18 protein-coding genes and 1 pseudogene are annotated in these 23,698 nt (G+C 71.8%); 10 read left to right on the top strand and 9 right to left on the bottom strand.

Going from position 1 to position 23,698, the window contains the following annotated elements; genetic code table 11:
- The first annotated feature begins 1 nt into the window (after position 1).
- Together ABT245_RS35900 and ABT245_RS35895 are read left to right on the top strand one after the other, a co-directional pair.
- Positions 2–670 (top strand): TetR/AcrR family transcriptional regulator, encoded by a 669-nt coding sequence (locus ABT245_RS35900; protein WP_351742195.1) that lies wholly within the window; start codon positions 2–4, stop codon positions 668–670.
- 33 nt (positions 671–703) lie between these two features.
- On the top strand, positions 704–1,444 hold the full coding sequence (locus tag ABT245_RS35895) for a Mut7-C RNAse domain-containing protein (RefSeq protein WP_351742193.1): 741 nt from the start codon (positions 704–706) through the stop codon (positions 1,442–1,444).
- 52 nt (positions 1,445–1,496) lie between these two features.
- Here ABT245_RS35895 and ABT245_RS35890 read toward each other — a convergent pair whose 3' ends face one another.
- Complete coding sequence (locus ABT245_RS35890; RefSeq protein WP_351742190.1) at positions 1,497–3,527, bottom strand: thioredoxin domain-containing protein; 2,031 nt, start codon at positions 3,525–3,527, stop codon at positions 1,497–1,499.
- A gap of 392 nt (positions 3,528–3,919) precedes the next feature.
- On the opposite strand from ABT245_RS35890, the gene ABT245_RS35885 reads away from it, so the two are divergent.
- Complete coding sequence (locus ABT245_RS35885) at positions 3,920–7,120, top strand: tetratricopeptide repeat protein (protein WP_351742188.1); 3,201 nt, start codon at positions 3,920–3,922, stop codon at positions 7,118–7,120.
- Between the two features lie 683 nt (positions 7,121–7,803).
- Here ABT245_RS35885 and ABT245_RS35880 read toward each other — a convergent pair.
- Together ABT245_RS35880 and mca are read right to left on the bottom strand one after the other, a co-directional pair.
- Complete coding sequence (locus ABT245_RS35880) at positions 7,804–8,037, bottom strand: hypothetical protein (RefSeq protein ID WP_351742185.1); 234 nt, start codon at positions 8,035–8,037, stop codon at positions 7,804–7,806.
- A gap of 1 nt (position 8,038) precedes the next feature.
- Positions 8,039–8,920 carry a mycothiol conjugate amidase Mca gene (gene mca / locus ABT245_RS35875; RefSeq protein WP_351742183.1) on the bottom strand — a complete coding sequence of 294 codons (882 nt, stop codon included), beginning with the start codon at positions 8,918–8,920 and terminating at the stop codon, positions 8,039–8,041.
- A 200-nt stretch (positions 8,921–9,120) separates the two neighbouring features.
- Here mca and ABT245_RS35870 point away from each other — a divergent pair, with 200 nt between their 5' ends.
- Both ABT245_RS35870 and greA read left to right on the top strand, forming a co-directional pair.
- A complete protein-coding gene (locus ABT245_RS35870) occupies positions 9,121–9,519 on the top strand; it encodes a DUF4307 domain-containing protein (protein ID WP_351742181.1) in 399 nt (132 codons plus the stop codon).
- A 167-nt stretch (positions 9,520–9,686) separates the two neighbouring features.
- Entirely contained in the window at positions 9,687–10,187 is a 501-nt protein-coding gene (greA, locus tag ABT245_RS35865) for a transcription elongation factor GreA (RefSeq protein WP_351742178.1), read from the top strand.
- 100 nt (positions 10,188–10,287) lie between these two features.
- Here greA and ABT245_RS35860 read toward each other — a convergent pair whose 3' ends face one another.
- The 3 genes from ABT245_RS35860 to ilvA all read right to left on the bottom strand — a co-directional run bounded on the left by ABT245_RS35860 (position 10,288) and on the right by ilvA (position 13,586).
- Positions 10,288–11,145 carry an ABC transporter permease gene (locus tag ABT245_RS35860; RefSeq protein ID WP_351742176.1) on the bottom strand — a complete coding sequence of 286 codons (858 nt, stop codon included), beginning with the start codon at positions 11,143–11,145 and terminating at the stop codon, positions 10,288–10,290.
- Positions 11,142–12,164, bottom strand: coding sequence for an ATP-binding cassette domain-containing protein (locus tag ABT245_RS35855; protein WP_351742173.1), 1,023 nt, complete (start codon positions 12,162–12,164; stop codon positions 11,142–11,144). Before ABT245_RS35855 ends, ABT245_RS35860 begins: the two co-directional genes overlap by 4 nt.
- Positions 12,165–12,356: 192 nt before the next feature.
- Positions 12,357–13,586 (bottom strand): threonine ammonia-lyase, encoded by a 1,230-nt coding sequence (gene ilvA, locus ABT245_RS35850; RefSeq protein WP_351742170.1) that lies wholly within the window; start codon positions 13,584–13,586, stop codon positions 12,357–12,359.
- Positions 13,587–13,747: 161 nt separating this feature from the next.
- On the opposite strand from ilvA, the gene ABT245_RS35845 reads away from it, so the two are divergent.
- From ABT245_RS35845 to ABT245_RS35835, 3 genes are all read left to right on the top strand, one after another.
- Positions 13,748–14,254 (top strand): MarR family winged helix-turn-helix transcriptional regulator, encoded by a 507-nt coding sequence (locus ABT245_RS35845; RefSeq protein WP_351742252.1) that lies wholly within the window; start codon positions 13,748–13,750, stop codon positions 14,252–14,254.
- Positions 14,255–14,368: 114 nt separating this feature from the next.
- Positions 14,369–14,869, top strand: coding sequence for a sigma factor-like helix-turn-helix DNA-binding protein (locus ABT245_RS35840; protein ID WP_351742168.1), 501 nt, complete (start codon positions 14,369–14,371; stop codon positions 14,867–14,869).
- A 25-nt stretch (positions 14,870–14,894) separates the two neighbouring features.
- Entirely contained in the window at positions 14,895–15,146 is a 252-nt protein-coding gene (locus ABT245_RS35835; protein WP_351742166.1) for a hypothetical protein, read from the top strand.
- Here the strand turns inward: ABT245_RS35835 and ABT245_RS35830 are convergent.
- Positions 15,133–16,308, bottom strand: a complete 1,176-nt coding sequence (locus ABT245_RS35830) for a cystathionine gamma-synthase (protein ID WP_351742163.1) — start codon at positions 16,306–16,308, stop codon at positions 15,133–15,135. The genes ABT245_RS35835 and ABT245_RS35830 overlap by 14 nt on opposite strands.
- A 1,210-nt stretch (positions 16,309–17,518) precedes the next feature.
- Here ABT245_RS35830 and ABT245_RS35825 point away from each other — a divergent pair.
- On the top strand, positions 17,519–18,637 hold the full coding sequence (locus tag ABT245_RS35825; RefSeq protein ID WP_351742160.1) for a hypothetical protein: 1,119 nt from the start codon (positions 17,519–17,521) through the stop codon (positions 18,635–18,637).
- 535 nt (positions 18,638–19,172) lie between these two features.
- Here the strand turns inward: ABT245_RS35825 and ABT245_RS35820 are convergent.
- Positions 19,173–19,556 (bottom strand): VOC family protein, encoded by a 384-nt coding sequence (locus ABT245_RS35820; protein ID WP_351742157.1) that lies wholly within the window; start codon positions 19,554–19,556, stop codon positions 19,173–19,175.
- Between the two features lie 103 nt (positions 19,557–19,659).
- Here ABT245_RS35820 and ABT245_RS46310 point away from each other — a divergent pair.
- Positions 19,660–19,863: pseudogene (locus ABT245_RS46310) on the top strand (transcriptional regulator); the annotation flags it as partial.
- 268 nt (positions 19,864–20,131) lie between these two features.
- Here ABT245_RS46310 and ABT245_RS35810 read toward each other — a convergent pair.
- A complete protein-coding gene (locus ABT245_RS35810; RefSeq protein WP_351742154.1) occupies positions 20,132–23,446 on the bottom strand; it encodes a S8 family peptidase in 3,315 nt (1,104 codons plus the stop codon).
- Positions 23,447–23,698 lie beyond the last annotated feature (252 nt).

The raw sequence follows: 23,698 nt of genomic DNA, 5'->3' as shown, positions 1-23,698 counted from the left end.
CATGACGGCCGCACGCTCCCCCAAGCTCTCCCCGCCGCCCGACCGGGACGGTGCCACCTGCGCCCCCGCCGACCGTCCCCGGCTCAGCCTGCGGGAACGGAAGAAGATCAAGACGCGGGAGGCGATCCGCGCCGCGACCTACCGGCTGGTCTCGGAACAGGGGTACGACGCCACCACGGTCGAGCAGATCGCGGAGCGCGCCGAGGTGTCGCCGTCCACGGTCTTCCGCTATTTCCCCACGAAGGAGGACATCGTCCTCACCGACGAGTGGGACCCGATCATCCTGGAGGAGCTGCGCGCCCGGCCCGCCGACGAGCCGTGGCCGCAGTCCCTGCGCTACGTCATGCACCGGGCCGTGGCCCTGGGCCTCAGCGACGGGCCCGAGCTGACCCGACTGCGCTCGAAGCTGATGGTCGAGGTGCCCGCGGTGCGCTCGCGGACGATGGAGACCATGTCGGTCACCGGCCGCCTGCTGTGCCGGGCCATCGGTGAGCGGACCGGCCGGGACCCCGACTCCCTGGAGGTGCGGATCTGGGCGATGTCCCTGGTCGGCGGCCTGGTGGAGGTCTCCCTCTACTGGGCCGAGAACGAACACCGGGACGACCTCATCGACCTCGTAGACCGCGCCCTGGACGTCCTTGAGCACGGCCTGCCCACCGAAAAGCCCTGAGGCCCACGGCCCGGCCCATGACATCCTGGCCGGGTGAACGGTCCCGAGATCCAGGTGGAAGTCGCTCCCGCGCTGAGGCTGTTCGTCCCGCCCGCCCGGCGCCGCGGCGCCGGCGCACTCACCACCGACGGCGTCTCCACCCTCGGCCATGTCATCGAGTCCCTGGGCGTCCCGCTCACCGAGGTCGGCGCCCTGGTGGTGGACGGCCGGACGGTGCCCGTGTCACACATCCCGGCGGCGGGCGAGACGGTACTGGTGCGGGCGGTGGAACGGCCCCAGCGGATCCCGGGCGCCCCGCTGCGTTTCCTGCTCGACGTGCACCTGGGCACCCTCGCCCGACGGCTGCGGCTGCTCGGCGTGGACGCGGCCTACGAGTCGACGGACATCGGCGACCCGGCGCTGGCCGCCCGCTCCGCGGCCGAGAGGCGGGTCATGCTCAGCCGCGACCGCGGACTGCTGCGCCGCCGCGAACTGTGGGTGGGCGCCTTCGTCTACAGCACCCGCCCCGACGACCAACTCCGCGACGTCCTGGACCGGTTCGCGCCCGAACTGCGGCCCTGGACCCGCTGCACCGCCTGCAACGGCCTGCTGCGAACGGCCACCAAGGACGAGGTGGCCGACCAGCTCAAGGGCGGCACCCACCGCTCGTACGACGTCTTCGCGCAGTGCCGGGCGTGCGGGCGCGCCTACTGGAAGGGCGCGCACCACGAACAGCTGGAAGCCATCGTGGAGCGCGCCCTCGACGAGTTCACCGCGGGTCGCCCCCACCGTTGACCTTGGCGATTCGCCCGCCCTCTCGCCTACCGGCCGCTGGGGACATGCCGTTTCAGCCGCTCAGCGCGGTGCGCAACCGTTCCGGATCGGTCGTCGGGGCGTCACAGGTGAAGTTCCGGCAGACATAGGCGGCGGGCGCGCCGCCCACGAGGGGCCGATCGGCGAGGAGCGGGAACTCGTCACCGTCCGGGACCCCGGCGGCCACGACCGCGCCGGGGGCCGCACCCAGAAGTGCCGTACGGTGCAGGGTTCCCGTCGCCTCGTCGGACAGGTCCGGGCCGACGACCGCGATCTCCCGCGGGCCGTCGAGCAGGGCCTCCGCGACGGCGAGCCCCCAGCCGATGAAGCGCGGCACCCGCGGCCCGAGGGCGGCCACCACCCCCGACGCCCGCTCCGCGGCGATCCGATGGGGCTCGGAACCGGTGTGGGCGGCATAGCTCAGCAGGGCGCCCGCGGCGGCGGTCCGGCCGGCCGGGGTGGCGTTGTCGGTGGGGTCCTGCGGGCGGCGGATGAGCCGTTCGGCGTCGGCCGCGGTGTCGTAGAGGACGCCGCCGTCCGGGTCGGTGAAGCGGGCGAGCACCTGGTCGAGGAGCAGCCCGGCGAAGTCCAGCCAGACCCCCTCACCGGTGACGGACGCGAGCGCCAGGAAGCCCTCGGCGACATCGGCGTAGTCCTCCAGCACGCCCGCGTTGCCGCCGGACCGGCCGCCCCGGCTGGTGCGGACCAGCCGGCCGCGGTCGTCCAGATGCAGCCGGACGAGCAGGTCGGCGGCGGCGACCGCGGCCTCGACCAGGTCGGGCCGGTCGAAATAGGCGCCGGTCTCGGCCAGCGCGGCGACCGCGAGACCGTTCCAGGCGGCGACGACCTTGTCGTCGCGGCCCGGGGCCGGGCGGTCCTGCCGCGCCCGGAACAGCCGCTCCCGTACCGAGGCGATCCGCTCCGCGTCCGCCACGCCCTCGCCCTGCGGGAGTCGGAGAACGGAACGGCCGTGTTCGAAGGTGCCCTCCTCGGTGACCCCGAAGTGCTGGGCGGCGAGCGGGGCGTCGTCCCCGAGCACGTCACGCAGCTGCTCGGGCGTCCACACGTAGTACGCGCCCTCGACGTGCCGCCCGCTGCCGTCGTCGCTGTCGGCGTCGAGCGCGGAGGCGAACCCGCCCTCGGCGGTGCGCAGTTCGCGGACCATGAAGTCGGCGGTCTCCAGAGCGACCCGACTGGCCTGCCCGGAACCGGTGGAACGCCACAGATGCGCATAGACCCGGCACAACAGGGCGTTGTCATAGAGCATCTTCTCGAAGTGCGGCACGGTCCAGTCCCGGTCGACGGAGTACCGGGCGAACCCGCCGCCGAGCTGGTCGTAGATCCCGCCCCGCGCCATCCGCTCGCAGGTGTCCTGGGCCATCTGCAGAGCGCCCTCGGAACCGGTGCGGGCGTGGTGCCGGAGCAGGAACTCGATGACCATGGACGGCGGAAACTTCGGCGCGCCGCCGAATCCGCCGCGCTGCGGGTCGTACTCGCGGGTGAGCCCGAGCAGGGCCTGCGCCTGCTCCTGCTCGCCGGGCGGTCGCGCGCCCCCGTAGTCGATCTCCCGCCCGGCCAGATCGCGCACGATCTTCCCGGCGACCTCGGTGACCTCGTCCTGCCGCTCCGTCCAGGCCTGCCGGACCCCTTCGAGCACCTGCCGGAACGAGGGCATGCCGTGCCGGGGCACCGGCGGGAAATAGGTGCCGAAGTAGAAGGGCTCGGCATCCGGCGTGAGGAACACGGTCATCGGCCACCCGCCCTGCCCGGTGGCCGCCTGCACGGCCTCCATGTAGACCGCGTCCACATCGGGCCGCTCCTCGCGGTCCACCTTGACGCTGACGAAGTGCTCGTTCATGTACGCGGCTGTCGCCTCGTCCTCGAACGACTCGTGCGCCATGACATGACACCAGTGGCACGCGCTGTACCCGACGCTCAGAAAAACGGGGACGTCGCGCTGCCTGGCTTCCTCGAAGGCGGCGGTCTCCCAGCCCCACCAGTCCACGGGGTTGTCCGCGTGCTGGAGCAGATACGGGGACGTGGCGTGCGCGAGTCGGTTGGCCATGCCTCCATCCTCGCGCACTTCACGGGCACCCTGCTCGTGCGCCACGGAACGCGCAGGACGGGATGACCCCGATTCGCCCAGCCCTCGCGTCCCGCCGCCGTGATCAATGCGCCTAGAGCCAGTCGAACTCAAGCCGCTCAAGAATCGGCGTGGAATCTCCCTGCCGGACCGCGGGCTTGATCGCGACGCCCTTCTTCCCGAGAGCACATTTCAGCAGCCTTCCCGAGAGCACATTTCAGCAGCATGCGCTTGTCACCCATGCCGGCGGCCTCCCACGCCTGCCGCAGTACGGCACGTCTCAGTTCCTCCGTGATCGCCCGCGCCCCTCGCGCTCGCGCCTCATGCGAAGGACACTCGTAGTCAAAGGAGTTGCCGCCTAAGGGGGACGGGACATGCGGGACAGCCATCGGGCCGAGGCCGAGCGGCTGGTGGTGCGGGCCGTCGAGGAGGAGGTGCGGCGCTCGGGCGGGCGCATCGACGGGCGGGTGCTGCTGTCCCGGGCGCGCGGCTCGCTGGACGCCATGGCGCAGACGGCCGCCGAGGAGTACGCCGCGTACACGCACGCGCTCGACGAGACGGAGGCCGGCCGGCTGACCTTCGGACAGCGGTATGCCAAGGAGGGTGCCGGAACTCCCCTGCTGGTGGCGGGCGTTGCCGCGGTGGCCGCGACCGTGACCGACCTGTCGCTGGGCACCGGGGCGGGCACGGCGCTCGGCGCGGGCGTGGCCGTGGGCGTCGTCGGCGCCGCCGCCACCGTGGTGAAGGTGGCCGGCTCCCATCTGCCGGCCGCCCACCACCGCGCGGGCGCAGCCGGCCAGCCCGGCGGGCCCGAACAGCTGCGGCTGCAGTGGCTGACGGCACTGGAGGTACGCGGCATCCGGCCCTTCCTCGATCAGCAGCGGGTGCTCAGCGCCTCCACGGGCCCGAAGAAGAGGGGCCCGCAACTGCGCGGCTCGGACAAGAGCGCGGCGGCCCGCAGACGCACCGTACTCAAGGAGTCCTTCGGCCAACTCCCCCAACCGGAGGGCCCGTTCGCCGGGCGCCGACCGGAGATGGCACGGCTCAGGCAGTGGGTGCAGGCGTCCCGGGCGAGCACGGAGACCCGGCCGACGGTGGTCGTACTGCACGGCAGACCGGGCTCGGGCCGCACCACACTCGCGGTCCGTGCCACACACGACCTGCGGGACCACTTCCGCGGCGCGGTCGTGGTCGATCTGCGCGGCGGCAGCCGGGACGAGCCGCCGCTGCCGACCCGCGACGCCCTGCTGCACCTGCTCAACCGGCTCGGCGCACCCCGCGAGCAGCTGCTGTTCCGTGAGCGTTCCTCCCCCGACCAGCAACTGAAGCGGCTGAGCGAGCTGTACCACCAGCATCTGACCGGGCTGCCGGTGACGATCGTCCTCGACGACGCCTCGGACCCCGAGCAGATCCGCACCCTCGTCCCCGAGCGCTCCGACAGCCTGGTCCTGATCACCGCCGAGGAGCCCCTCCAGCTGTCCGCGGACCTCCCGGCCTGGGTGCACCACCTGCCGGTCGAACCGCTGGACGCGGCGGGCGCGGAGGAACTGCTGGGCGCCGCCGCACAGGACGCGTCCGGTCCCTACGACGCCGAATCCGCGGACCGCGTCCGGGAGTTGTGCGGCGGTCTGCCGCTGGCCCTGCATATCGCAGGCTCCTCGCTCGGCCCGCGCTCACCGCGCCGGCTGGCCACGGACCTCGACGCGTACGGCCCGGTGGATCCGGTCGAGCGCGTCCTGTGGCTGCGCTACACCGACCAGTCGGAGACGGACCGCCGGCTGCTGCGCCGGCTCGCCCTGGCCGGCCGCGCCTCCCTCGGCGCCGCGGCGGCGGCCGCCCTGCTCGGCACGGACGAGGCGGAGGCTTCCCGCCGGCTGGGCGCGCTCGCCCGGGCGGGCCTGATCGACCATGTGCGGGGCCGCCGCTACCGGCTGCACGACCTGGTACGCGCCTTCGCCCACGCCCGTCTCCTGGACGAGGAGGACCCGGCGCAGCGCACGGCGGCGCAGGAGCGGCTGATCGAGAACTACGGCGAGCTGGCCGACTCCGTGCTCCGTCTGGTCGACGGGAACATGTCGACCCGCTCGGACCGCTTCGGCCCGCACGGCTTCACCTCCCTGGACGAGGCCCTGCGCTGGCTGGACGACGAGTCCAGCTTCATCACGGCGGCACTGCGTCACGCGGAGGGCGTGAACCAGACCGCCGTGCTGAACCTGCTCGGCGCGCTGTGCGACTACTGCCTGCTGCGCGGCGACCTGTACCGTCTGGGCGAGATCAGCGAGCTGGCCCAGGCCGTCGACCAGGGCCTGCTGATCCGTTCGGTGCAGTGGCGCACCGGCATCGCCGCCCGCCAGCTGGGCGAGCTGGACAAGGCCCGTACGACGCTCAGCTCGGTGGTCGACCTCTACCTGGACGCCCATCACGACGCGGGCGCCGCCCGCGCCCTGTGCTCCCTGGGCATCACGCTGCACCACCAGGGCAGCCTCACGGAGGCCGCCGCCAAGCTCCAGGAGGCGCTGGACCTCCAGGCGGCGCCCGAACTGGCCACCGACCGGGCCTGGACGATGCACGCCCTGGCCGCGGTCCAGCGTGACCGCGCCCGGCTGCCGGAGGCCCTGGACCTGCTGGAACGGTCCCTGGACCTGCACCGCGAGGGCGGCTCGGTGCACGGCGAGGCCTGGGCGCACTTCCAGCTCGGCCAGCTGGCGCTGCGGATGGGCGATGTACCGCGTGCGGGGCGGGAGTTGCAGGCGGCCCTCGACCGTTACGGCCGCACCCGTGACGCCCGCGGCGAGGCGTGGGCCCTCACCCAGCTGGCCCGGGCCCGGCTCGTCGACGGCGACGCGTCCCAGGCGACCGAGGCGCTGCGGCGGGCCGCCGCCCGGCACCGGGACAACGAGGACGCGCGCGGCGAGGCATGGACGGTCTACTACCTCGGGCAGGCCCTGGAGGAGACGGGCGAGCTGGACCGCGCCGTACGCGAGCTGGAGCGGTCGCGCACGATGTTCTCCCGGATGCGGGACGTCTACGGGCTGGCCTGTGCGCGCCACCATTCGGCCCGCGTCACCCGGGACCAGCGCGCCGCCCGGACCGGTTCGCTGCGCAACTCCGGGTTCGCCCGCCAGCTCCTGGTGGACGCCCGCGCCGACTTCCAGCGCATCGGCGTCGCCCATGGCGAGGCGTGGACCTGCCTGGAACTGGCGGTCGTGGACGCGGGCAACGCCCGCACCCAGCAGGCGCTGGCCCTGTGCGACGAGGCGATCGGCCTGTTCACCTCGTACGGCGACCAGCGCGGCGAGGACTGGGCCCGCTTCCTGCGCTGCACCCTGCTCCCGTACGCCGCCCCCGGTGGGGTGGAGGTCGGCACGGCGGTGGCCCAGGAGGAACTCGCCCAGCTGGACCGTGCGCCGCATGCCACCAGGGACGCCAAGCTGGCCGGTCATCTGGCGGCGTACGGGCTGCTGCTGGAGCGCGGCGTGCAACTGGAGGCAGGCTGGCAGGCCTGGCGCCTGGGCATGACCCCCACCCGCCACGCCCGCGAGGTCATGGGCGTACCAACCCCAGCACCACGCTGACCACCACCCCCACCGGCAGCAACCGCGCGAATGGCGCCGGGCGGACGGAACCGGCCCCTACGGTGACCGTCGGCCCTGCCGGTCGGCGACCCTGCGGCGGCACCGAGCCGACCGGTACCGCCCGCGCGATGGCACCGACCAGGCGAAACCGGCCCCTGCGGTGAGCGTCGGCCCTGCCGGTCGGCGACCATCCGGTGACACCGAGCCAGCCGACACCGCCCGCGCGATGGCACCGACCAGGCGAAACCAGCCCCCGCGGTGAGCGTCGGCCCTGCCGGTCGGCGACCATCCGGTGACACCGAGCCAGCCGGTACCGACCGCGCGATGGCGCCGACCAGGCGGAACCGGCCCCTGCGGTGAGCGTCGTGCCTGCCGGTCGGCGACCCTGCGGTGGCACGGCGCCGGCCGGTACCGACCGCGCGGTGAGCGCGGGCCGGACGGCACCGGCCTTGCCGCAAGCGCCGACCCGGGCCGCACCACGCCCCGCGGTGAGCGCGAGCCGACCGCATGGTGAGCTCCCGGCTGCCCGTGCCGACCGCGCGGCAAGCACCGAGCCTGCCGCCGGCCACCGCGCGGTGGCGCCGACCGCCGGGCCGAATCCGCCCTGGTGAGCGCGGGCCGACTCGGCCGGCGCGTGAGGGCCTGTCGGTCGTGGCGAGTGGGCGATGGTGCCGGCCGGGCGGTCAGTTGCGGTGGGGGTTCGGGGTGGCCGGTGGTGCTTTGGACTGGGCCTTGGGGTCCGGGGCCTCCTCGAAGTCCACCTTCTGCATGCGCTTGCTCATCGACTTCATCAGACCCCAGACCGCCAGGGCCATCACCGCGAAGACGATGAAGCCGAGGACGCCGGGGGTGACCTTGTTCTCGTCGACCTCTTTGGCGAGAGGGACGAACTGCGTCAGTGCCAGGCTCAAGCTCATGTCAGGCATTGTCGCGGATGCCCGCAAAGAGGTCGTCCTCGGGGAGGGAGGTGTCGACGAGGGACTTCGCCAGCTCGTACTCCTCCGTCGGCCAGACCTCCTTCTGCAGCTCCATCGGCACCCGGAACCAGCCGCCGTCCGGATCGATCTGCGTGGCGTGGGCGATCAGCGCCTTGTCGCGGATCTCGAAGAAGTCGGCGCACGGAATGTGCGTGGTGAGCGTGCGCTCGACGCGCTGGATCTCCGACCAGCGCTTGAGCCACTCCCCGTACGGCGACTCCAGGCCGCGGTCCAGCATCGCCTGGTGCAACGCCTCGGTACGCGGCCGGTTGAAGCCCTGGTTGTAGTAGAGCTTGACCGGCTGGAAGACCGGCCCGAACTCGGCCTCCGGGTACTTCTCGGCGTCCGCCGCGCCCTCGAAGGCCACCATCGAGATCTTGTAGGTCATGATGTGGTCGGGGTGCGGGTAGCCGCCGTTCTCGTCGTAGGTGGTGATCACCTGCGGGCGGAAGGAGCGGATCTGCTTCACCAGCTCGCCGGCCGCCTTGTCGACGTCCTCCAGGGCGAAGCAGCCCTCGGGCAGAGGCGGCAGCGGATCGCCCTCGGGCAGCCCCGAGTCGACGAAGCCGAGCCACTCCTGCTTGACGCCGAGGATCTCGCGGGCCTCGTCCATCTCCTTCTTGCGTACCTCGTGGATGTGCTCCTCGATATAGGTGTCACCCTGCAGCTTCGGATTAAGGATGGAGCCGCGCTCCCCGCCCGTGCAGGTCACGACCAGCACGTCCACCCCCTCCGACACGTACTTCGCCATGGTGGCCGCGCCCTTGCTCGACTCGTCGTCGGGGTGCGCGTGAACGGCCATCAGTCGCAGCTGGTCAGTCAAGACTCAATCCTCGGTAGGTCGGCGCCCGGGTCTTCGGGTGCAATCCAATAGTGCCGTGCCGCGGCGACGTCTCAGAGGGGTTGCGGTCCGGTGGCACGCGGGCGGCTTCTATAGTGACCGAATCGGGGGGCGAATAATTCCACGGTCCGGTCCGGGGCCCCTGTCGGGACTCCTGTCCCGTTCCTGCCGAGAGGACGAGCATGAGCACGGCGAGCACGCGGCTGCCCGAGGGCCGGTACGGGCGTTCGTCGGACGAGCGCGCCGATCACAAGCTCAAGATCGCCGGCGCGGCACTCGGCGCGGCCCTGCTCGCGCTGGTCGGCTACTTCGCCTACCACTACGTCGCACAGAGCGAGATCAGCGCCCAGGTGATCACCTTCGAGGCCGCGGACGACGCGGTAAGGGTGCATCTGGAGGTCCACAAGGACGCCGGGACCGACGGCTACTGCACGGTGCGCTCGCAGGCCGCCGACGGCGCCGAGGTGGGCCGGGCGGACTTCCGCTTCGCCGGCTCGGCCACCCGCATCGACAAAGTCGTCACGCTGCGTACGACCTCCCGGGGCAGCACGGCCGAGCTGCTGGGCTGCCACGCCGAGTGACGCATCCGTGCCACATAGGCCCTGACCTGCACTGACGCGATTCTGACGGCTTATGTCCTCCCCCTTCTGCCGTTGAATTGTTAGGCTCGTGGTTTCGCCCATCCGTGAAGGAACATTCTTCTGGGTAGGGCGATGCTTTGTATTCCCAGTACCGACGAGGAGCACCTGTGACCCAGACCAGCGAGAACGTCACCTGGCTGACCCAGGAGGCGTACAACCAGCTCAGGGCCGAGCTGGAGTACCTGTCTGGTCCTGCGCGCACGGAGATCGCCGCCAAGATCGCGGCCGCGCGCGAGGAGGGCGACCTGCGGGAGAACGGCGGGTATCACGCGGCCAAGGAGGAGCAGGGCAAGCAGGAGCTCCGCGTGCGCCAGCTGACCCAGCTCCTGGAGAATGCCAAGGTCGGCGAGGCTCCCGCATCGGCGGACGGCGCGGTCGCCCCCGGCATGGTGGTGACGATCGCCTTCGACGGCGACGAGGACGACACGCTGACGTTCCTGCTCGCCTCCCGTGAGTACGCGAGCGCCGACATCGAGACGTACTCCCCGCAGTCCCCGCTGGGTTCCGGCGTGATCGGCCACAAGGTGGGCGAGGACGCGGAGTACGAGCTGCCCAACGGCAAGAAGGCCTCGGTGAAGATCCTCAAGGCCGAGCCCTACTCGGGCTGATCCCGACCGCCTGTTCCCAGCCACGGCCCCCGGCGTCCCCTCGACACCGGGGGCCGCGCCCTGCCTGGCGGTGGCCGACCCCCGTGCGGCCACTCGACCGTCAGGCGGTCGCCGAGCGGTACTTGCGCACCGCGAGGGTGCGGAAGACGACGATGATCAGTATGGAGTAGATCAGCGACGCCCAGACCGGGTGCTGCATGGGCCAGGCGCTCGACGCGGACACCCCGGGGTCACCGAAGAGCTGACGGCATGCCTGGACGATCGCGCTGAACGGGTTCCACTCGGCGATGTGCCGCAGCCACGGCGTCATCTGGCTGGAGTCCACGAACGCGTTCGAGATGAACGTCACCGGGAACAGCCAGATCAGGCCCCCCGAGGTCGCCGCCTCCGGAGTGCGCACGGACAGTCCGATGAGCGCGCCGATCCAGGTGAAGGCGTATCCCAGAAGAAGCAGCAGGCCGAAGCCGCCCAGCACCTTTGCGACGTTGGTCGACTCCGCGAAGCCGGGGCGCCAGCCCACGAGCAGCGCCACTATCGCCAGCACGGCCAGCGTCAGGGCGGTCTGCACGAGATCCGCGACGGTACGACCGGTCAGCACCGCACCGCGCGCCATCGGCAGCGAGCGGAACCGGTCGATGAGTCCCTTGTGCATGTCGTCGGCGATGCCGGCACCCGCACCCGCGGTGGCGAACGTGACGGTCTGGGCGAAGATGCCCGCCATGAGGAAGTTCTTGTAGACGTCCGGGTCGGTGCTGTCGCCGATCTTCATCGAGCCGCCGAAGACGTATGTGAAGAGGACCACGAACATCACCGGCTGGATCAGCCCGAAAAGAATCATCTCGGGAATCCTGGTCATGCGGATCAGGTTCCGTCTGGCGACGATCAGCGAGTCGCGGACGGACTGGCCGAAGGGGTTGCCGGGCGCCGTGGTCGGCGTGGTGTCGGTGGCGGCGCTCACTTGGTGGTCTCCTTGCCGGTGTCCTTGCGGCCTGTCCGGCCGCCGTCCGTGGGGGCCGCCGCGTTCGTCTCGTCCGTGGTCTCGGCCAGGTGTCCCGTCAGGGACAGGAAGACGTCGTCGAGGGTGGGGCGGCGCAGACCGATGTCGTCTATCTCGATGCCGCGGGTGTCCAGTTCGCGGATCACCTCGGCGAGCAGCTTGGCGCCGCCGGTGACGGGCACGGTGAGCTTGCGGGTGTGCTCCTCGATCGTGGTGTCGCCCTTGCCGAAGCCGGTCAGCACCTCGGCGGCGGTCGTGATGTGCTCCCGCTCGTGCACCACGACCTCGACGCGCTCGCCGCCGGTGCGGGCCTTGAGCTGGTCGGAGGTGCCCTTGGCGATGACCCGGCCGTGGTCGACGACCGCGATCTCGTGGGCGAGGTGGTCGGCCTCTTCGAGGTACTGGGTGGTGAGCAGCAGCGTCGTACCGCCGGAGACCAGCTGTTTGATGACCTCCCACAGCTGCTGGCGGTTGCGCGGGTCGAGGCCGGTCGTCGGCTCGTCCATGAACATCACGGGCGGTGACACCACGAGGGCCGCCGCGAGGTCGAGCCGGCGGCGCATGCCTCCGGAGTAGGTCTTCGTGGGCCGGTCGGCGGCCTCGGTGAGGTGGAACTGCTCCAGCAGGTCGGCGGCGCGGGCCTTGGCGGCCTTCGCCCTCATCTGGTAGAGCTGACCGACCATCTGCAGGTTCTCGCGGCCGGTGAGGTACTCGTCGACCGCCGCGAACTGGCCGGACAGGCCGATGGAGCGGCGCACGGTGTCGGGGTGCTTGAGGACGTCCACGCCCGCGACCACGGCCTTGCCGCTGTCGGGGCGCAGCAGAGTCGTCAGGCAGCGGACGCTCGTCGTCTTGCCCGCGCCGTTCGGCCCGAGCAGGCCGAGGACCGTGCCCTCGGGGACATCGAGGTCGACGCCGTCCAGTGCACGTACGTCGCCGAAGGTCTTGACCAGACCTTCGGCATAGATGGCGCCTGGCATGTGAGTCTCCACGTCGTCGTAGGAGTTGCTTGAAGGGTTCTGGAGGATGGGTGAGGGGAGTGGCGAGCGCGTTGCCGAGAAGTACGACACACCATAACGCGATGTATCGCGTCTCTCAATGGGATTTCGCCGAACGAGTGACACGGACGTTTCTGACCTGGCGTTATGTCCCGGCGCGCGGTCGGTGCCGCCTCAGGCGATGACGGGGTAACCCGACTCACGCAGGGCCTGGGCGACCTCGGCGCAGTGCGCCGGCCCCATCGTCTCCAGGTGCAGCTCCACCTCCGCCTCCGTGAGCCCGAGCCGCGGATCGGTCCGTACGTGACTCACGTCGAGCACGTTAGCGTCGACCACTGACAACACCCCCAGCAGCGTCGCGAGGGCGCCCGGCCGGTCCGTCAGCCGCAGCCGTACGGCCAGGTAGCGGCCCTGTGCGGCCATGCCGTGCCGCAGCACCCGCTGGAGCAGCACCGGGTCGACATTGCCCCCGGACAGCACGGCGACGACCGGCCCGGCGAAGGCGTGGGGCTCGCCCAGCAGCGCGGCGACCGGGCTCGCCCCGGCCGGCTCGACAACCAGCTTGGCCCGCTCCAGGCACAGCAGCAGCGCCGCCGACAGCTGGTCCTCGGTGACCGTGCGGACCTCGTCCACCGACTCGGCGACGATGCGGAACGGCACGTCCCCGGGCCGGCCCACCTTGATGCCGTCCGCCATCGTCGCCGGGTGCTGGATCGCCACCGGCCGCCCGGCCGCGAGCGAGGGCGGATACGCCGCCGAGCCCTCCGCCTGCACCCCGACGATCCGCACCTGCGGCCGCAGCGCCTTGACCGCGACCGCGATACCGGCCGCGAGCCCGCCGCCGCCCATGCCGACGACGATCGTGCCCACCTCGGGGCACTGCTCCAGGATCTCCAGCCCGACCGTGCCCTGGCCCGCGATGACGTCGGGGTGGTCGAAGGGGTGGATGAACACGGCGCCGGTCCGCTCCGCGTACTCCTGCGCCGCGGCCAGCGTCTCGTCCACCACCTGGCCGTGCAGGCGCACCTCGGCCCCGTACTCCCGGGTGGCGCTGATCTTCGGCAGCGGGGCGCCCTTCGGCATGAACACGGTGGCGTGCACGCCGAGCAGCGACGAGGCCAGCGCGACGCCCTGGGCGTGGTTGCCCGCGCTCGCCGCCACCACACCGGCGGCGCGCTCCTCCGGCAGCAGCCCGGCGATCCGCACGTACGCGCCGCGCAGCTTGAACGATCCCGTCCGCTGCAGGTTCTCGCACTTGAGCTGCACCGACGCCCCCACCAGCTGGGACAGGTGCCTGCTCCCCTCCATCGCGGTCACCCGCGCCACACCCGAGAGCATCTTCTGGGCACCGCGTACGTCGTCGAGGGTGACGGGGCGCGGGGAGTGGGCCGTGCTGTGGTTCATGGCCCAAGTCTCGCAGTTCACAGCCGCACAAAGCCGGTGTGACCAAGCTCCGAGACCGGTTTGTGCAGGGCCGGTACGGTCCGCCCCCCGGCCGCGTACTCTGTCCCCCATCCCAGCAGCCCTCATGAAGTGAGCCCCCGGCCATGCCCACTACACCTGAAATGTCGATGGACATGACGACCGTCGGTGACACCGGTCTTCTCGACACGCTCCAGCACCAGGTGGCGGTGTTCGCCCGCCGCGCGGAGCAGACCCGCCTCGGCGGCGTCGGGCAGGTGCGCAACTCCATGGACCGCGCCGCGTATCTGCTGCTCAACCGCCTCTACCAGGAAGGTCCGATGGGCGTCAAGGCGCTCGCCGCGAGCATGGGGATCGACTCGTCCACGGTGACCCGGCAGGTGGCTCCGCTGGTCGACACCGGGCTCGTCAAGCGGACCTCGCACCCCGAGGACGGGCGGGCGGTGGTGCTCCAGCTGTCGCCGCGCGGGGCGTCCCGGCTGGAGGAGGTGCGCTCGTCGAGGCGTCAGTTGATGGCCGAGCTGACACACGACTGGGCGCCGGAGGAGCGCGAGACGTTCTGCGCGCTCCTGACACGCTTCAACGGTGCGCTGTCCGCTCGGATGACGACGTCCGGCGTGCCGGCTCCGGAGGGTTCGGAGACCTCCTGACGCCGGAGTCTTGACCTTGGGCCGTCGCTGTCCTCATATGAGACCGGGGTCCCGCGGCGTACCGGGTGCCGAATCCCGGCGTACCGCACGGGACCCCGCCAAGGGGGAGGCACGGTGCGAGATCGGCAGGCGTCCCAGGGCGCCCGCCGGGCCCGGGAGTTCGAGGCGTTCGTCGCGGGCGCGGCAGGGCGGTTGCTGCATGCCGCGACGCTGCTCACCGCCGAGGCGCCCGACGACAATCCACGCGCGCAGCGCCTGCTGACCCTGGCGCTTGCGCACACGTACGCGTGCTGGGACCGGCTGCGCGGCGAAGATCCCTACGACCGTGCCCGCCAGCAGCTCGCCACGCGGTTCGCGCGCTCGGCCTGGCACCGGTACGGCGGCTTCGGGCGGGCCCGACCGCATCCCGCGAGCCCGGTGGCCGTGCTCGGCCCCCGGGAGCGTCTGATCCTCGTCCTGAGGTTGTACGAGGGAGTCGCCGAGGAACAGGCGGCGGCCCTGCTCGGCCTGCCCGCTGAGCGGGTCCGCGCGATCGGCGAACGGGCCATGACCACGCTGCTGCACCCGCCGCGGGAGGGCGCGGCGGCGGCCGTCGCGAAGGTGGCGCCGTCATGAAGCGGGCGGGCGTGAGGAGGCGCGGGTGAACCGGCCCGAGCGGGAGGCCGCCGCACGGCGGATCATGGAGCGGATGCCGGCGCCCACGGTGCCGCCGGACCTGCACCCGGAGGTCGTACGGCGCGGCAGCCGCATGCTGCGGCGCAGGACCGCCGCCCGGCGCCTGCTGTGGCTGGTTCTGCTGGCTGCGGCCGTCGCCTTCACCGTCTGGGCGGCGACGGCGCGCCCCTGGGTGGAGCCGCCGTCCCAGACGACTCCCCCGCTCACCGGCTGGTGAGCGGGTTCTGGTCCAGGGCCTGCTGGAGGTCTTCCAGGAGGTCGTCGACGTTCTCGATGCCCACGGACAGGCGTACCAGGTCGGCCGGGACCTCCAGGGCCGAGCCGGCCGCGGAGGCGTGCGTCATCCGGCCGGGGTGTTCGATCAGCGACTCGACGCCGCCCAGGGACTCGCCGAGCGTGAACACCTTGGCGCGGTTGCAGACCTCGACGGCGGCCTCCTCGCCGCCCTCGACCTGGAAGGAGACCATGCCGCCGAACGCCCTCATCTGCTTGGCGGCGACCTCGTGACCGGGGTGGTCCGGCAGACCGGGGTACAGGACGCGCGTCACGCGCGCGTGCCGGCCGAGCATGTCGGCGATCCTCGTGGCGTTCTCGCTGTGCCGCTCCATGCGCACCGCGAGCGTCTTGGTGCCGCGCAGCACCAGCCAGGAGTCGAAGGGGCCGGCGACCGCGCCCATCGCGTTCTGGTGGAAGGCGAGTTCCTCGCCGAGTCCCTGGTCGGCCACGATCAGCGCGCCGCCGACGACGTCCGAGTGGCCGCCCATGTACTTGGTGAGCGAGTGCACCACCACGTCGGCACCGAGCCCGAGCGGCTGCTGGAGGTAGGGCGTGGCGAAGGTGTTGTCCACCACGAGCCGCGCGCCCGCGTCGTGGGCGACCTCGGCGACGGCGGCGATGTCGGTGATGCCGAGCAGCGGGTTGGAGGGGGTCTCCGCCCAGACGACCTTGGTCTTCGGGGTGAGGGCGGCTCGTACGGCCGCCGGGTCGCTGGTGTCGGCGACGGACCATTCCACCCCCCAGCGGGCGACGACCTTCGCGAAGAGGCGGAACGTACCGCCGTACGCGTCGTTGGGGATGACCACGTGGTCGCCGGGGGTGAGCAGCGTACGCAGCAGGGCGTCCTCGGCGGCCAGGCCGGACGCGAAGGCGAGGCCGCGGCGACCGCCCTCCAGCGCGGCGAGGTTCTCCTCCAGGGCGGTCCTGGTGGGGTTGGCGCTGCGGCTGTACTCGTAGCCGCCGCGCAGTCCGCCCACGCCGTCCTGCTTGTAGGTCGAGACCTGGTAGATCGGCGGGACGACCGCGCCGGTCAGGGGGTCGGCGGTGTTGCCCGCGTGGATCGCGAGAGTCTCGAAGTGCTGACTGATATGCCTGTCGGTCATGGTTCCCGAGCGTAGTGCGCCCGCGCCCCCATCACCGGCCCAGGCATCTCCCCCATCGGAACAGAAGGGTTTTCCCTAGCACCCGACCGCCTACGGCACGCAGACGGCAAGGCGGGCCGCGGACCGCGGGTGACCGGTGGCGGGCCCCGGGCGACGGACCACAGGCGACCGGCCGAGGACGGCATCCAGACGACGGACCCCAGACGACGACGACCTCCGGCAGAACCGCGAGCCAGAGCCCTCCGACCGCAAACAGACGAACGGCGGACCGCGAGCGGCAGCCAGCGGACGGCACGTGACAGTCGGCAAACCGCAGGCCAGCGGCAGCGGACGGCGGGCGGCAAGGCTCGGACAACCGGCCGCAGACGGCAGGCCGCGAGTCCGTAGGCGGGCAAGCGGCAGGTGGCAGGCGCGGGCCGCGGGCCGGGCTGCGGTCGCAAGTGGCGAGCGGCGGGCGTCGGCCACCGGCCACCGGCCACCAACGACGAGCCGCGAGCGACGGACGACGACCTCCGGCAAACCGCGTGCCACAGACCCGTGACCGCAAACAGGCGAACGGCGGACCGCGAGCGGCAGCCAGCGGACGGCAGACGGCAGGCGGCAGGCGGCAGGCGGCAGGCGGCAGGCGGCAGGCGGCAGGCGGCAGGCGGCAGGCCAGTGGCAGCGGACCGCGGATGGCAAGGCGCAGGTAACCGGGCCGCGCGCCGCGGGGGGCGGCGGTGTCCGGGACACCGGGGGCCACCAGTCGGGGGCAGCGGGCGGCAGTCGGAAAACCGCAGGCCCTTGGGACGCGGGCCATGTCATCAAGCCCAGACGGCAACCGCGGGCCGCCAGCCGGGGCAGCAGACGGCGGGCCGCAGACCGTAGACCCCCGGTCATCAAGCCCCAGGCGGCAACCGTGGCCCCCGGCCAAGCCGCCCGTCGGCTACTGCGCGCCGCAGCGTACGCCGCAGGCCGACCACGGCAGCCAACAGGCGGCGGGGCGATGCGCCGCCCTGCGGCAGGCAGTGGGCGGCGGTGGTGTCCGGAGCACCGCGGGCCGCCGGTCGGAGCAGCAGGTGGCGAGCCGCAGATTTCAGGTCCCGCGTGATGCGGGCGGACGTCGTCAGGCCCCGGACGGCAACCGTAGGGCGCAGGCGGGGGGCGGGGTTTTCCACAGGTGGTGTGGGCGGGTTGGCCAATTGTCGGGAGGGTCTGGTTCGCTTGAGGCATGGCGATTCTCTGGGTCCTGATGGCGCTGCTCTTGCTGAGCTTCGTGGTGCTTCCGCTCCTGCGGCGCAGGCGTGGGGTGATCGAGCGCGTCTCCCCGGACCACCCGGACGCGGCGGACCCGGCGAACTACGGCTTCGTGCGCGAGGAGGACCTGGACATCCGGATGCCCGGCCCCGACCAGGACCTCCTGGACGTCCTCGACCTGGTGCAGCGCACCCAGGACTACCGGGCGGCCTCCCAGCTGCTGGCCGGCACCGAGGCGGCGGGCGAGCTGCGCTGGCAGCGCGTGCAGGCCTTCGCGGGCGCGGCGGCGCTGGAGTTGCAGCGGCGGCCCGGCGGGGTCAGCGAGACGCCGGGCGGCCAGTGGCTGCGGGTGTGGCGGGCCGAGCAGCCCAAGGACGCGGGCGGCGCCGCGGTGCACGCGGAGTTCCTGGTGCAGCAGGCGTGGCGTACGTCCACTCGGGGCACGGACGACTTCCGGATCATCATGGAGGAGGCCAGGGACGCCTGCGGGCAGGCGGCCCTGCTGGCGCCCGGTGACCCGATCCCGTACATCATCGAGCTGTCGGTGGCCCGCGGACTGGCGTATCCGCGGGAGGAGTTCGAGCAGCTGTGGCTGAAGATCCTGGACCGCGCCCCGACCCATATGGGCGCCCATCTCGCGGCCCTGCACTACTGGTGCGAGAAGTGGCACGGCTCGCGTGAGCTGGCGTACTCCTTCGCCGAGGCCGCCGCGGCCCGTGCCCCGCAGGGCTCCCTGCTGGCCGCCATGCCCCTGTTCGCGGTCTTCGAGCACCTTCCCGAGGTGAACCTGGTCAGCAGCTTCTATCAGAGCGAGGTCGTCACGAAGGCGATGCACGGCGCGCTGTACGCGGTGCACGCGGCCCGCCCCGACGACCCGATACTGGCCCACGTGCGCCATCTGCTGGTCTTCTTCCTGGTCCGCGCGGAGCGCTGGGCGGAGGCCATGAACGAGTTGGTGCATGTGGACGGGCATGTCGGCGCGCTGCCGTGGACGCTGTCCGCCGATCCGGCCGCGGAGTTCGCCGTCTACCGGGCGCTGGCGGTGGCGGGCTTCGAGGCGAACGGCGGCAGCCCGGCGTCGTTGGCGAACTGACCGCCCCGGGCCCGGAATCGCCGAACCGGTCTGCGGTGGAGCGCGGCGATCGTCCCGGTGCTGTGGGCGAACGGCCCTGGTGAACGCGGCGACCCCGGCGACCACGACAACGACCTGCCGGCGCACCGCTCCAACCGCCATGTGCCGACGGCGACTTCGCTGTCCGAGCCGCACCCCGAGGAGGGAAGTCCTCCCAGATGCGCTTGCCGGTCTGCGCCCTGCGGGGCGAGGTTGGCGCCGGCCCGGTGGGCGCGCCCCCCTTCCCCGGGATGCGGACCGGCAGGGTCGGGCGTCGGCTCCTGCCGCGCAGGTCGAGGTACGGGCGCGACAGGGCGGCCGGGTCGTAGCGGCGCGGGCCCGCCAGGTCCGGGGCCAGGGGCGACGACGCGGCGCCCCGCGTCCTGATGCGGGCCGCGTCGGAAGAAAGGCGTGACGGCGCCGTCCTGCCTTTCTTCCCGGGTTTCTCTTCCCCGGTTTTCTCTCCCGGGTTTCTTGGTTTCTCTCCCGGCTCTCTCCCGGGTTTTCTCCTCCGGGCTCAGCCTCCGCTGCCGTACGGCCGGGTGAGGATCTCCAGGTTGTGGCCGTTAGGGTCCTCGAAATACGTCCCGCGGCCGCCGTCGTTGGTGTTGATCTGCCCGGGACGATGGTGCGCCGGGTCGGCCCAGAAGGTGAGTCCTGCGTCCTCGATGCGGGCGAATATCGCGTCGAAGTCCTCCTCGGAGACGAGGAAGGCGTAGTGCTGCCGGGCGATGGTGTCGGTGGTCTCCATGAAGTCCAGCGTCACGCCGTTGGGTATCTCGACGGGCGTGAACGGACCGAAGTCCGGGCTGACTCGGAGCCCCAGGATGTCGGCGAGGAACTTGGCCGAGGCCTGCTTGTCCCGCGCGGCGACGATGGTGTGGTTCAAGTTCACGGTCATCGTAGGGACCTCCTCACCTCCAACATACCCCGGCACCAACCAAGGCAAGGCTTGCTTTAGTTAGCACCGGAGCTGCCTCCCGTACCCGGGCCGGGCCGGTCAGATGGTGCCGGTGTCGATCACGAACCGTCGGTCGCCAGCCGCAGTCCGTCCGCTGGACCGGCGCGCCGAGCTGAGCGAGTTCCTGCGTACCAGGCGGGCCCGGCCGAAGCCGCAGGACGTCGGGCTGCCGGACTCCGGCCGGCACCGCCGGGTGCCCGGGCTGCGCCGCGAGGACCCGGCCCAGCCGGACGGCTTCCGTGTCGCCGAGCTGAACGAGTTCCTGCGTACCAGGCGGGCCCGGCCGAAGCCGCAGGACGTCGGGCCGCCGGAGTCCGGCCGGCACCACCGGGTGCCCGGGCTGCGCCGCGAGGACCCGGCCCCGCCGGACGGGTTCCGTGTCGGCTGACGGGCCGCGTCTGCCGACCGGCCGGGGGGGCCGGGCGCCGCCCCGCGTGCCGTCGTCGCCGTGACACCACGCAGGGGCATGACGGACCGGGTCCGTCATGCCCCTGGCGGGTGCGGTTACTCGGCGGCTACTTGGCGTAGTACGCGTTGTAGATGGAGATCGTCGACTTGTTGCCCTTCTTGTCGGCGATCTTGGCGTGGAAGGAGATGGCCTTCCCCTTGGCCGGGTTCTTCACGGTGATCTTGCCGTGCTTGACGTCGACCTTCTTCCAGGTCTGGCCGTAGTCGTACGACACGTACACCGTGAGGGACTTCAGGTTGCGGCCCGCGGCCGCGCCCTCGACGGTGACCGGGAAGGTGGCCTTCTGGCCGGCCGTGACCCGGCTGTCGAGGCCGGCCTTGGCGTTGAAGCGGACGGTGGACGCCGGGAGCTTGGCCACCGTGCTGCCGGTCGGCTTCTTCGAGCGGAAGGTCCAGCTCGCGTCGATCCGTGTGGAGGCGGCGGCGACCTTGACGCTCCGCTTCACCGAGGTGGTCAGCTTGTACTGGGCGTCACCGGAGGGAACCTTGAAGGCCTTCTCGCCGAACAGCGGGTCGTCGTTGGAGCCCACCTTGGTGCTGCCCCGGTACAGGGTCGTGGTCACCGAGGTGAACTTCGAGGAGCCGGCGTTCTTGGCGGCGTCCGCGAACAGCGGCACCGAGCCGTAGATCTGGTTGCCTTCGCGGAACAGGCCGAACTCGGTGCTGAGGTGCGGTCCGAACACCGCCTTGTTGACGGTCTTCGAGTAGCTCTTGCCGGCCTTGAAGGTCTGCCCCGCGCCCAGCGTGTAGGACGCCTCGGAGACCGGGAAACCCTCCTCGTCCAGGCCGCCCTGCTGCTCGAAGTCGAACTGCCACTGCACACCGCCCTGCGCGGACAGGTGCAGGGTGCGGGTGCCGGGGGCGGACTGCGGGAGGCCGATGGAGGAGGCGCCGGTGCTGCCCGGCAGCCAGCCGGAGGCGCCGATCACGCCCTTCTTGCCGCTCGCCGCCGCGCCCATGGCGACCTTCACCGTGGCCAGTTCGGACGCCTTGTAGTGCTTGGTGTAGCCCGTGGCGAGCTGCTTGACGGAGGCGCCGCGGGTGATGTCGTACTGCTCCTTGGCGCCCTTGCTCCAGTGCCCGTCCCACTGCTGGTACAGCGAGCCGTCGGTGAGCTGCGGGCCGAGACCGGCGGTGTGGAAGTTCTGGTACGAGTCCAGGAACCAGGCATAGCCGTACAGGCCGTCGCCCGCCTGAACGTCGAACCCTGGCATGGCGAACTCGGACTTGGCGGTGGCAGCGGGGACGGTGATGTCCACCGGCTTGGCCTTGCGCGCGTCCACCGTGACCGTCTGGTTCTTGGTGACGTTCAGCTTCGGCTGTGCGATCCAGTCGAGACCCTTGGCGACGTCCTCCGGATCGGCGTAGATCCCGGAGTTGAAGATGTACGTGCCCTTGGGCGCGTGCACCTTCACCGTGCCGGAGGCGTCGTACGGGGTGAGCCACTTGCCCTGGGCCAGGCCCGAGACACCGGTCAGGTCGGCGCTGTAGTTCGGGGCCGGCTTGCCGTCGCGCCCGATGAACTTCAGCGTGATGTCGTACGACTCGACCTCGCGCTGCACCGCGGCGGCGGTGCGCACGCTCTGGCCGCCGCCGGTGGCCGTCACATACGCCGAGTAGGCGCCGTCGATGGTGCCGCCCAGCCTGGTGTCGGCGGTGAGGCCGACGGAGGCCGTGCCGCCCGCGGGGACGGTCACCTTGGTCGCGCCGAGCGTGAAGAAGCCCGCCGGGGCCGCCTGGCCCTTGGGGTTGGTGGCGGTGGCGGCCAGGTCGAGCGTGACGTCCTTGTCGCCGAGGTTGCGGTACGTCAGCTGCTTGGTGACCGGCTGGTCGTCGGTGTGCGGCCACTGCTGGGTGCCGAAGCTCACCGACACCGGTTCGGCGATGACGGACTGCTTGATGGCCTTGTCGACCTGGATCCGGCCCGAACCCTGCTGGAACGGCGTGTACTTGCCGCCCTTGGTCGAGCCGGTCAGGGCGCCCTTCAGTTCGGTGTAACCCCAGTCAGGATGCTGCTGCTTGAGGAGCGCGGCGGCGCCCGCGACGTGCGGGGTGGCCATCGACGTACCCGAGATGGTCAGATAGCCGGGCGGCTTCTCGCCGACCTCCTCGTCGATGACGCTGCCCGGGGCCGCGGCGGCGGTGATGTCGACGCCGGGCGCGGTGACATCGGGCTTGATGGCGCCGTCCCCGTTGCGCGGCCCGGTGGAGGAGAAGTCGGCCAGGGCGTCCTTGTCGTCGACGGCGCCGACGGTGAGCGCGGCGTCCGCGCTGCCCGGCGAACCGACCGACTCGGGGCCCTCGTTGCCCGCGGCGATCGCGAACAGGATGCCCTTCTCCGCGGAGAGCTTGTTGACCTCGGCCTCAAGCGGGTCGATCTCCGGGGTGTCGTAGCCGCCGAGGCTCAGGTTGATGACGTCGGCGCCCTGCTGGGCCGCCCACTCCATGCCGGCGAGGATGCCGGAGTCGTCGCCGGAGCCGGAGTCGTCCAGCACCTTGCCGTTGAGGATCTTCGCATCGGGGGCGACGCCCTTGTAGGTGCCGCCCGACTTGGCGCCGGTGCCGGCCGCGATGGAGGCGACGTGTGTGCCGTGGCCGAAGTGGTCGGTGGCGTCGGCGGCCGGGGTGAAGTTCTTGGACTCGACGACCTGGTTCTTCAGATCCTGGTGGGTCGCGTCGACGCCGGTGTCCAGGACGGCGATCTTGACGCCCTTGCCGGTGTAGCCGGCCGCCCACGCGGTGGGGGCGCCGATCTGCGGCACGGACTTGTCGAGGCTGGCCTTGCGGACGCCGTCCAGCCAGACGTGCGCGATGCCGGAGGCGGACCGGTCGCCGTTGGTGACGGCGTCCCACAGCGCCGGGGTGTCCTTGACCGGGGTCTGCACCGCGTCCGCGTTGAGGGACTTCAGGCTGTGCCGCAGGGTGCCCGCGTCACGGACGTCGGACTTGGCGGCGGCGGCCGTGCCGCGGTAGCCGACGATCACCTTCAGGCCGTTGCGCTGCGCCTTGCGGGTGGCGGCCTTGTTGAGTTCGGTGACGTCGAACAGCCGCTGGTCCAGCGTGCCGGAGGCGACCAGGCGGGCCGCGTCGGCGGGTATGACCAGGGTGTGGCCGGCGGCCTTGCGGATCTCGACGGGTATGTGCTCGCGTCCCTTGGCATGGTCCAGGCCGACGACACGGCCCTTGGCGTCCACGGCGACCCGGTCGCCGGTGATCAGGGTGACGCGGTGCTTCGCCGTGAGCGAGGAGGCGGCGCCGGCCGCGCGCTGCTGCTCGGGCTTCGCCGATGCCGGGCTGGTCATTCCCGCGGCGAGGGCAACGGCAGCGGCGGTGGCCACGGTGGCCGCCGCCGCTCTTTTCACTTGTCTGCGCAAAACTCCCCCTGGGAGATGGAGTGCCGGGCGAATTCCCCGTTCACCCGGCCGGGGGATATCCCGTACGCATGCGCGTCAACCCCCCGGAACACGCAGTATGCCGGGGGGAGTTCAGCGGACTCAAGAGATGAGAGAAGGGTAAGAAGAGCGCCCGGAAAGTGTTACGGCGCGGACGGAACACCGTTACGTAACCGCGCGGTTGAACACCTGGGCCCGGTGCTATACGGCCTGCAGGCGAGG

Origin of the sequence: Streptomyces sp. NPDC001508, from assembly GCF_040298665.1 — a bacterium.
Classification (GTDB): domain Bacteria; phylum Actinomycetota; class Actinomycetes; order Streptomycetales; family Streptomycetaceae; genus Streptomyces.
Note: the sequence above shows the minus strand (reverse complement) of the source record. Positions and strands in the feature narration are given on the sequence as shown.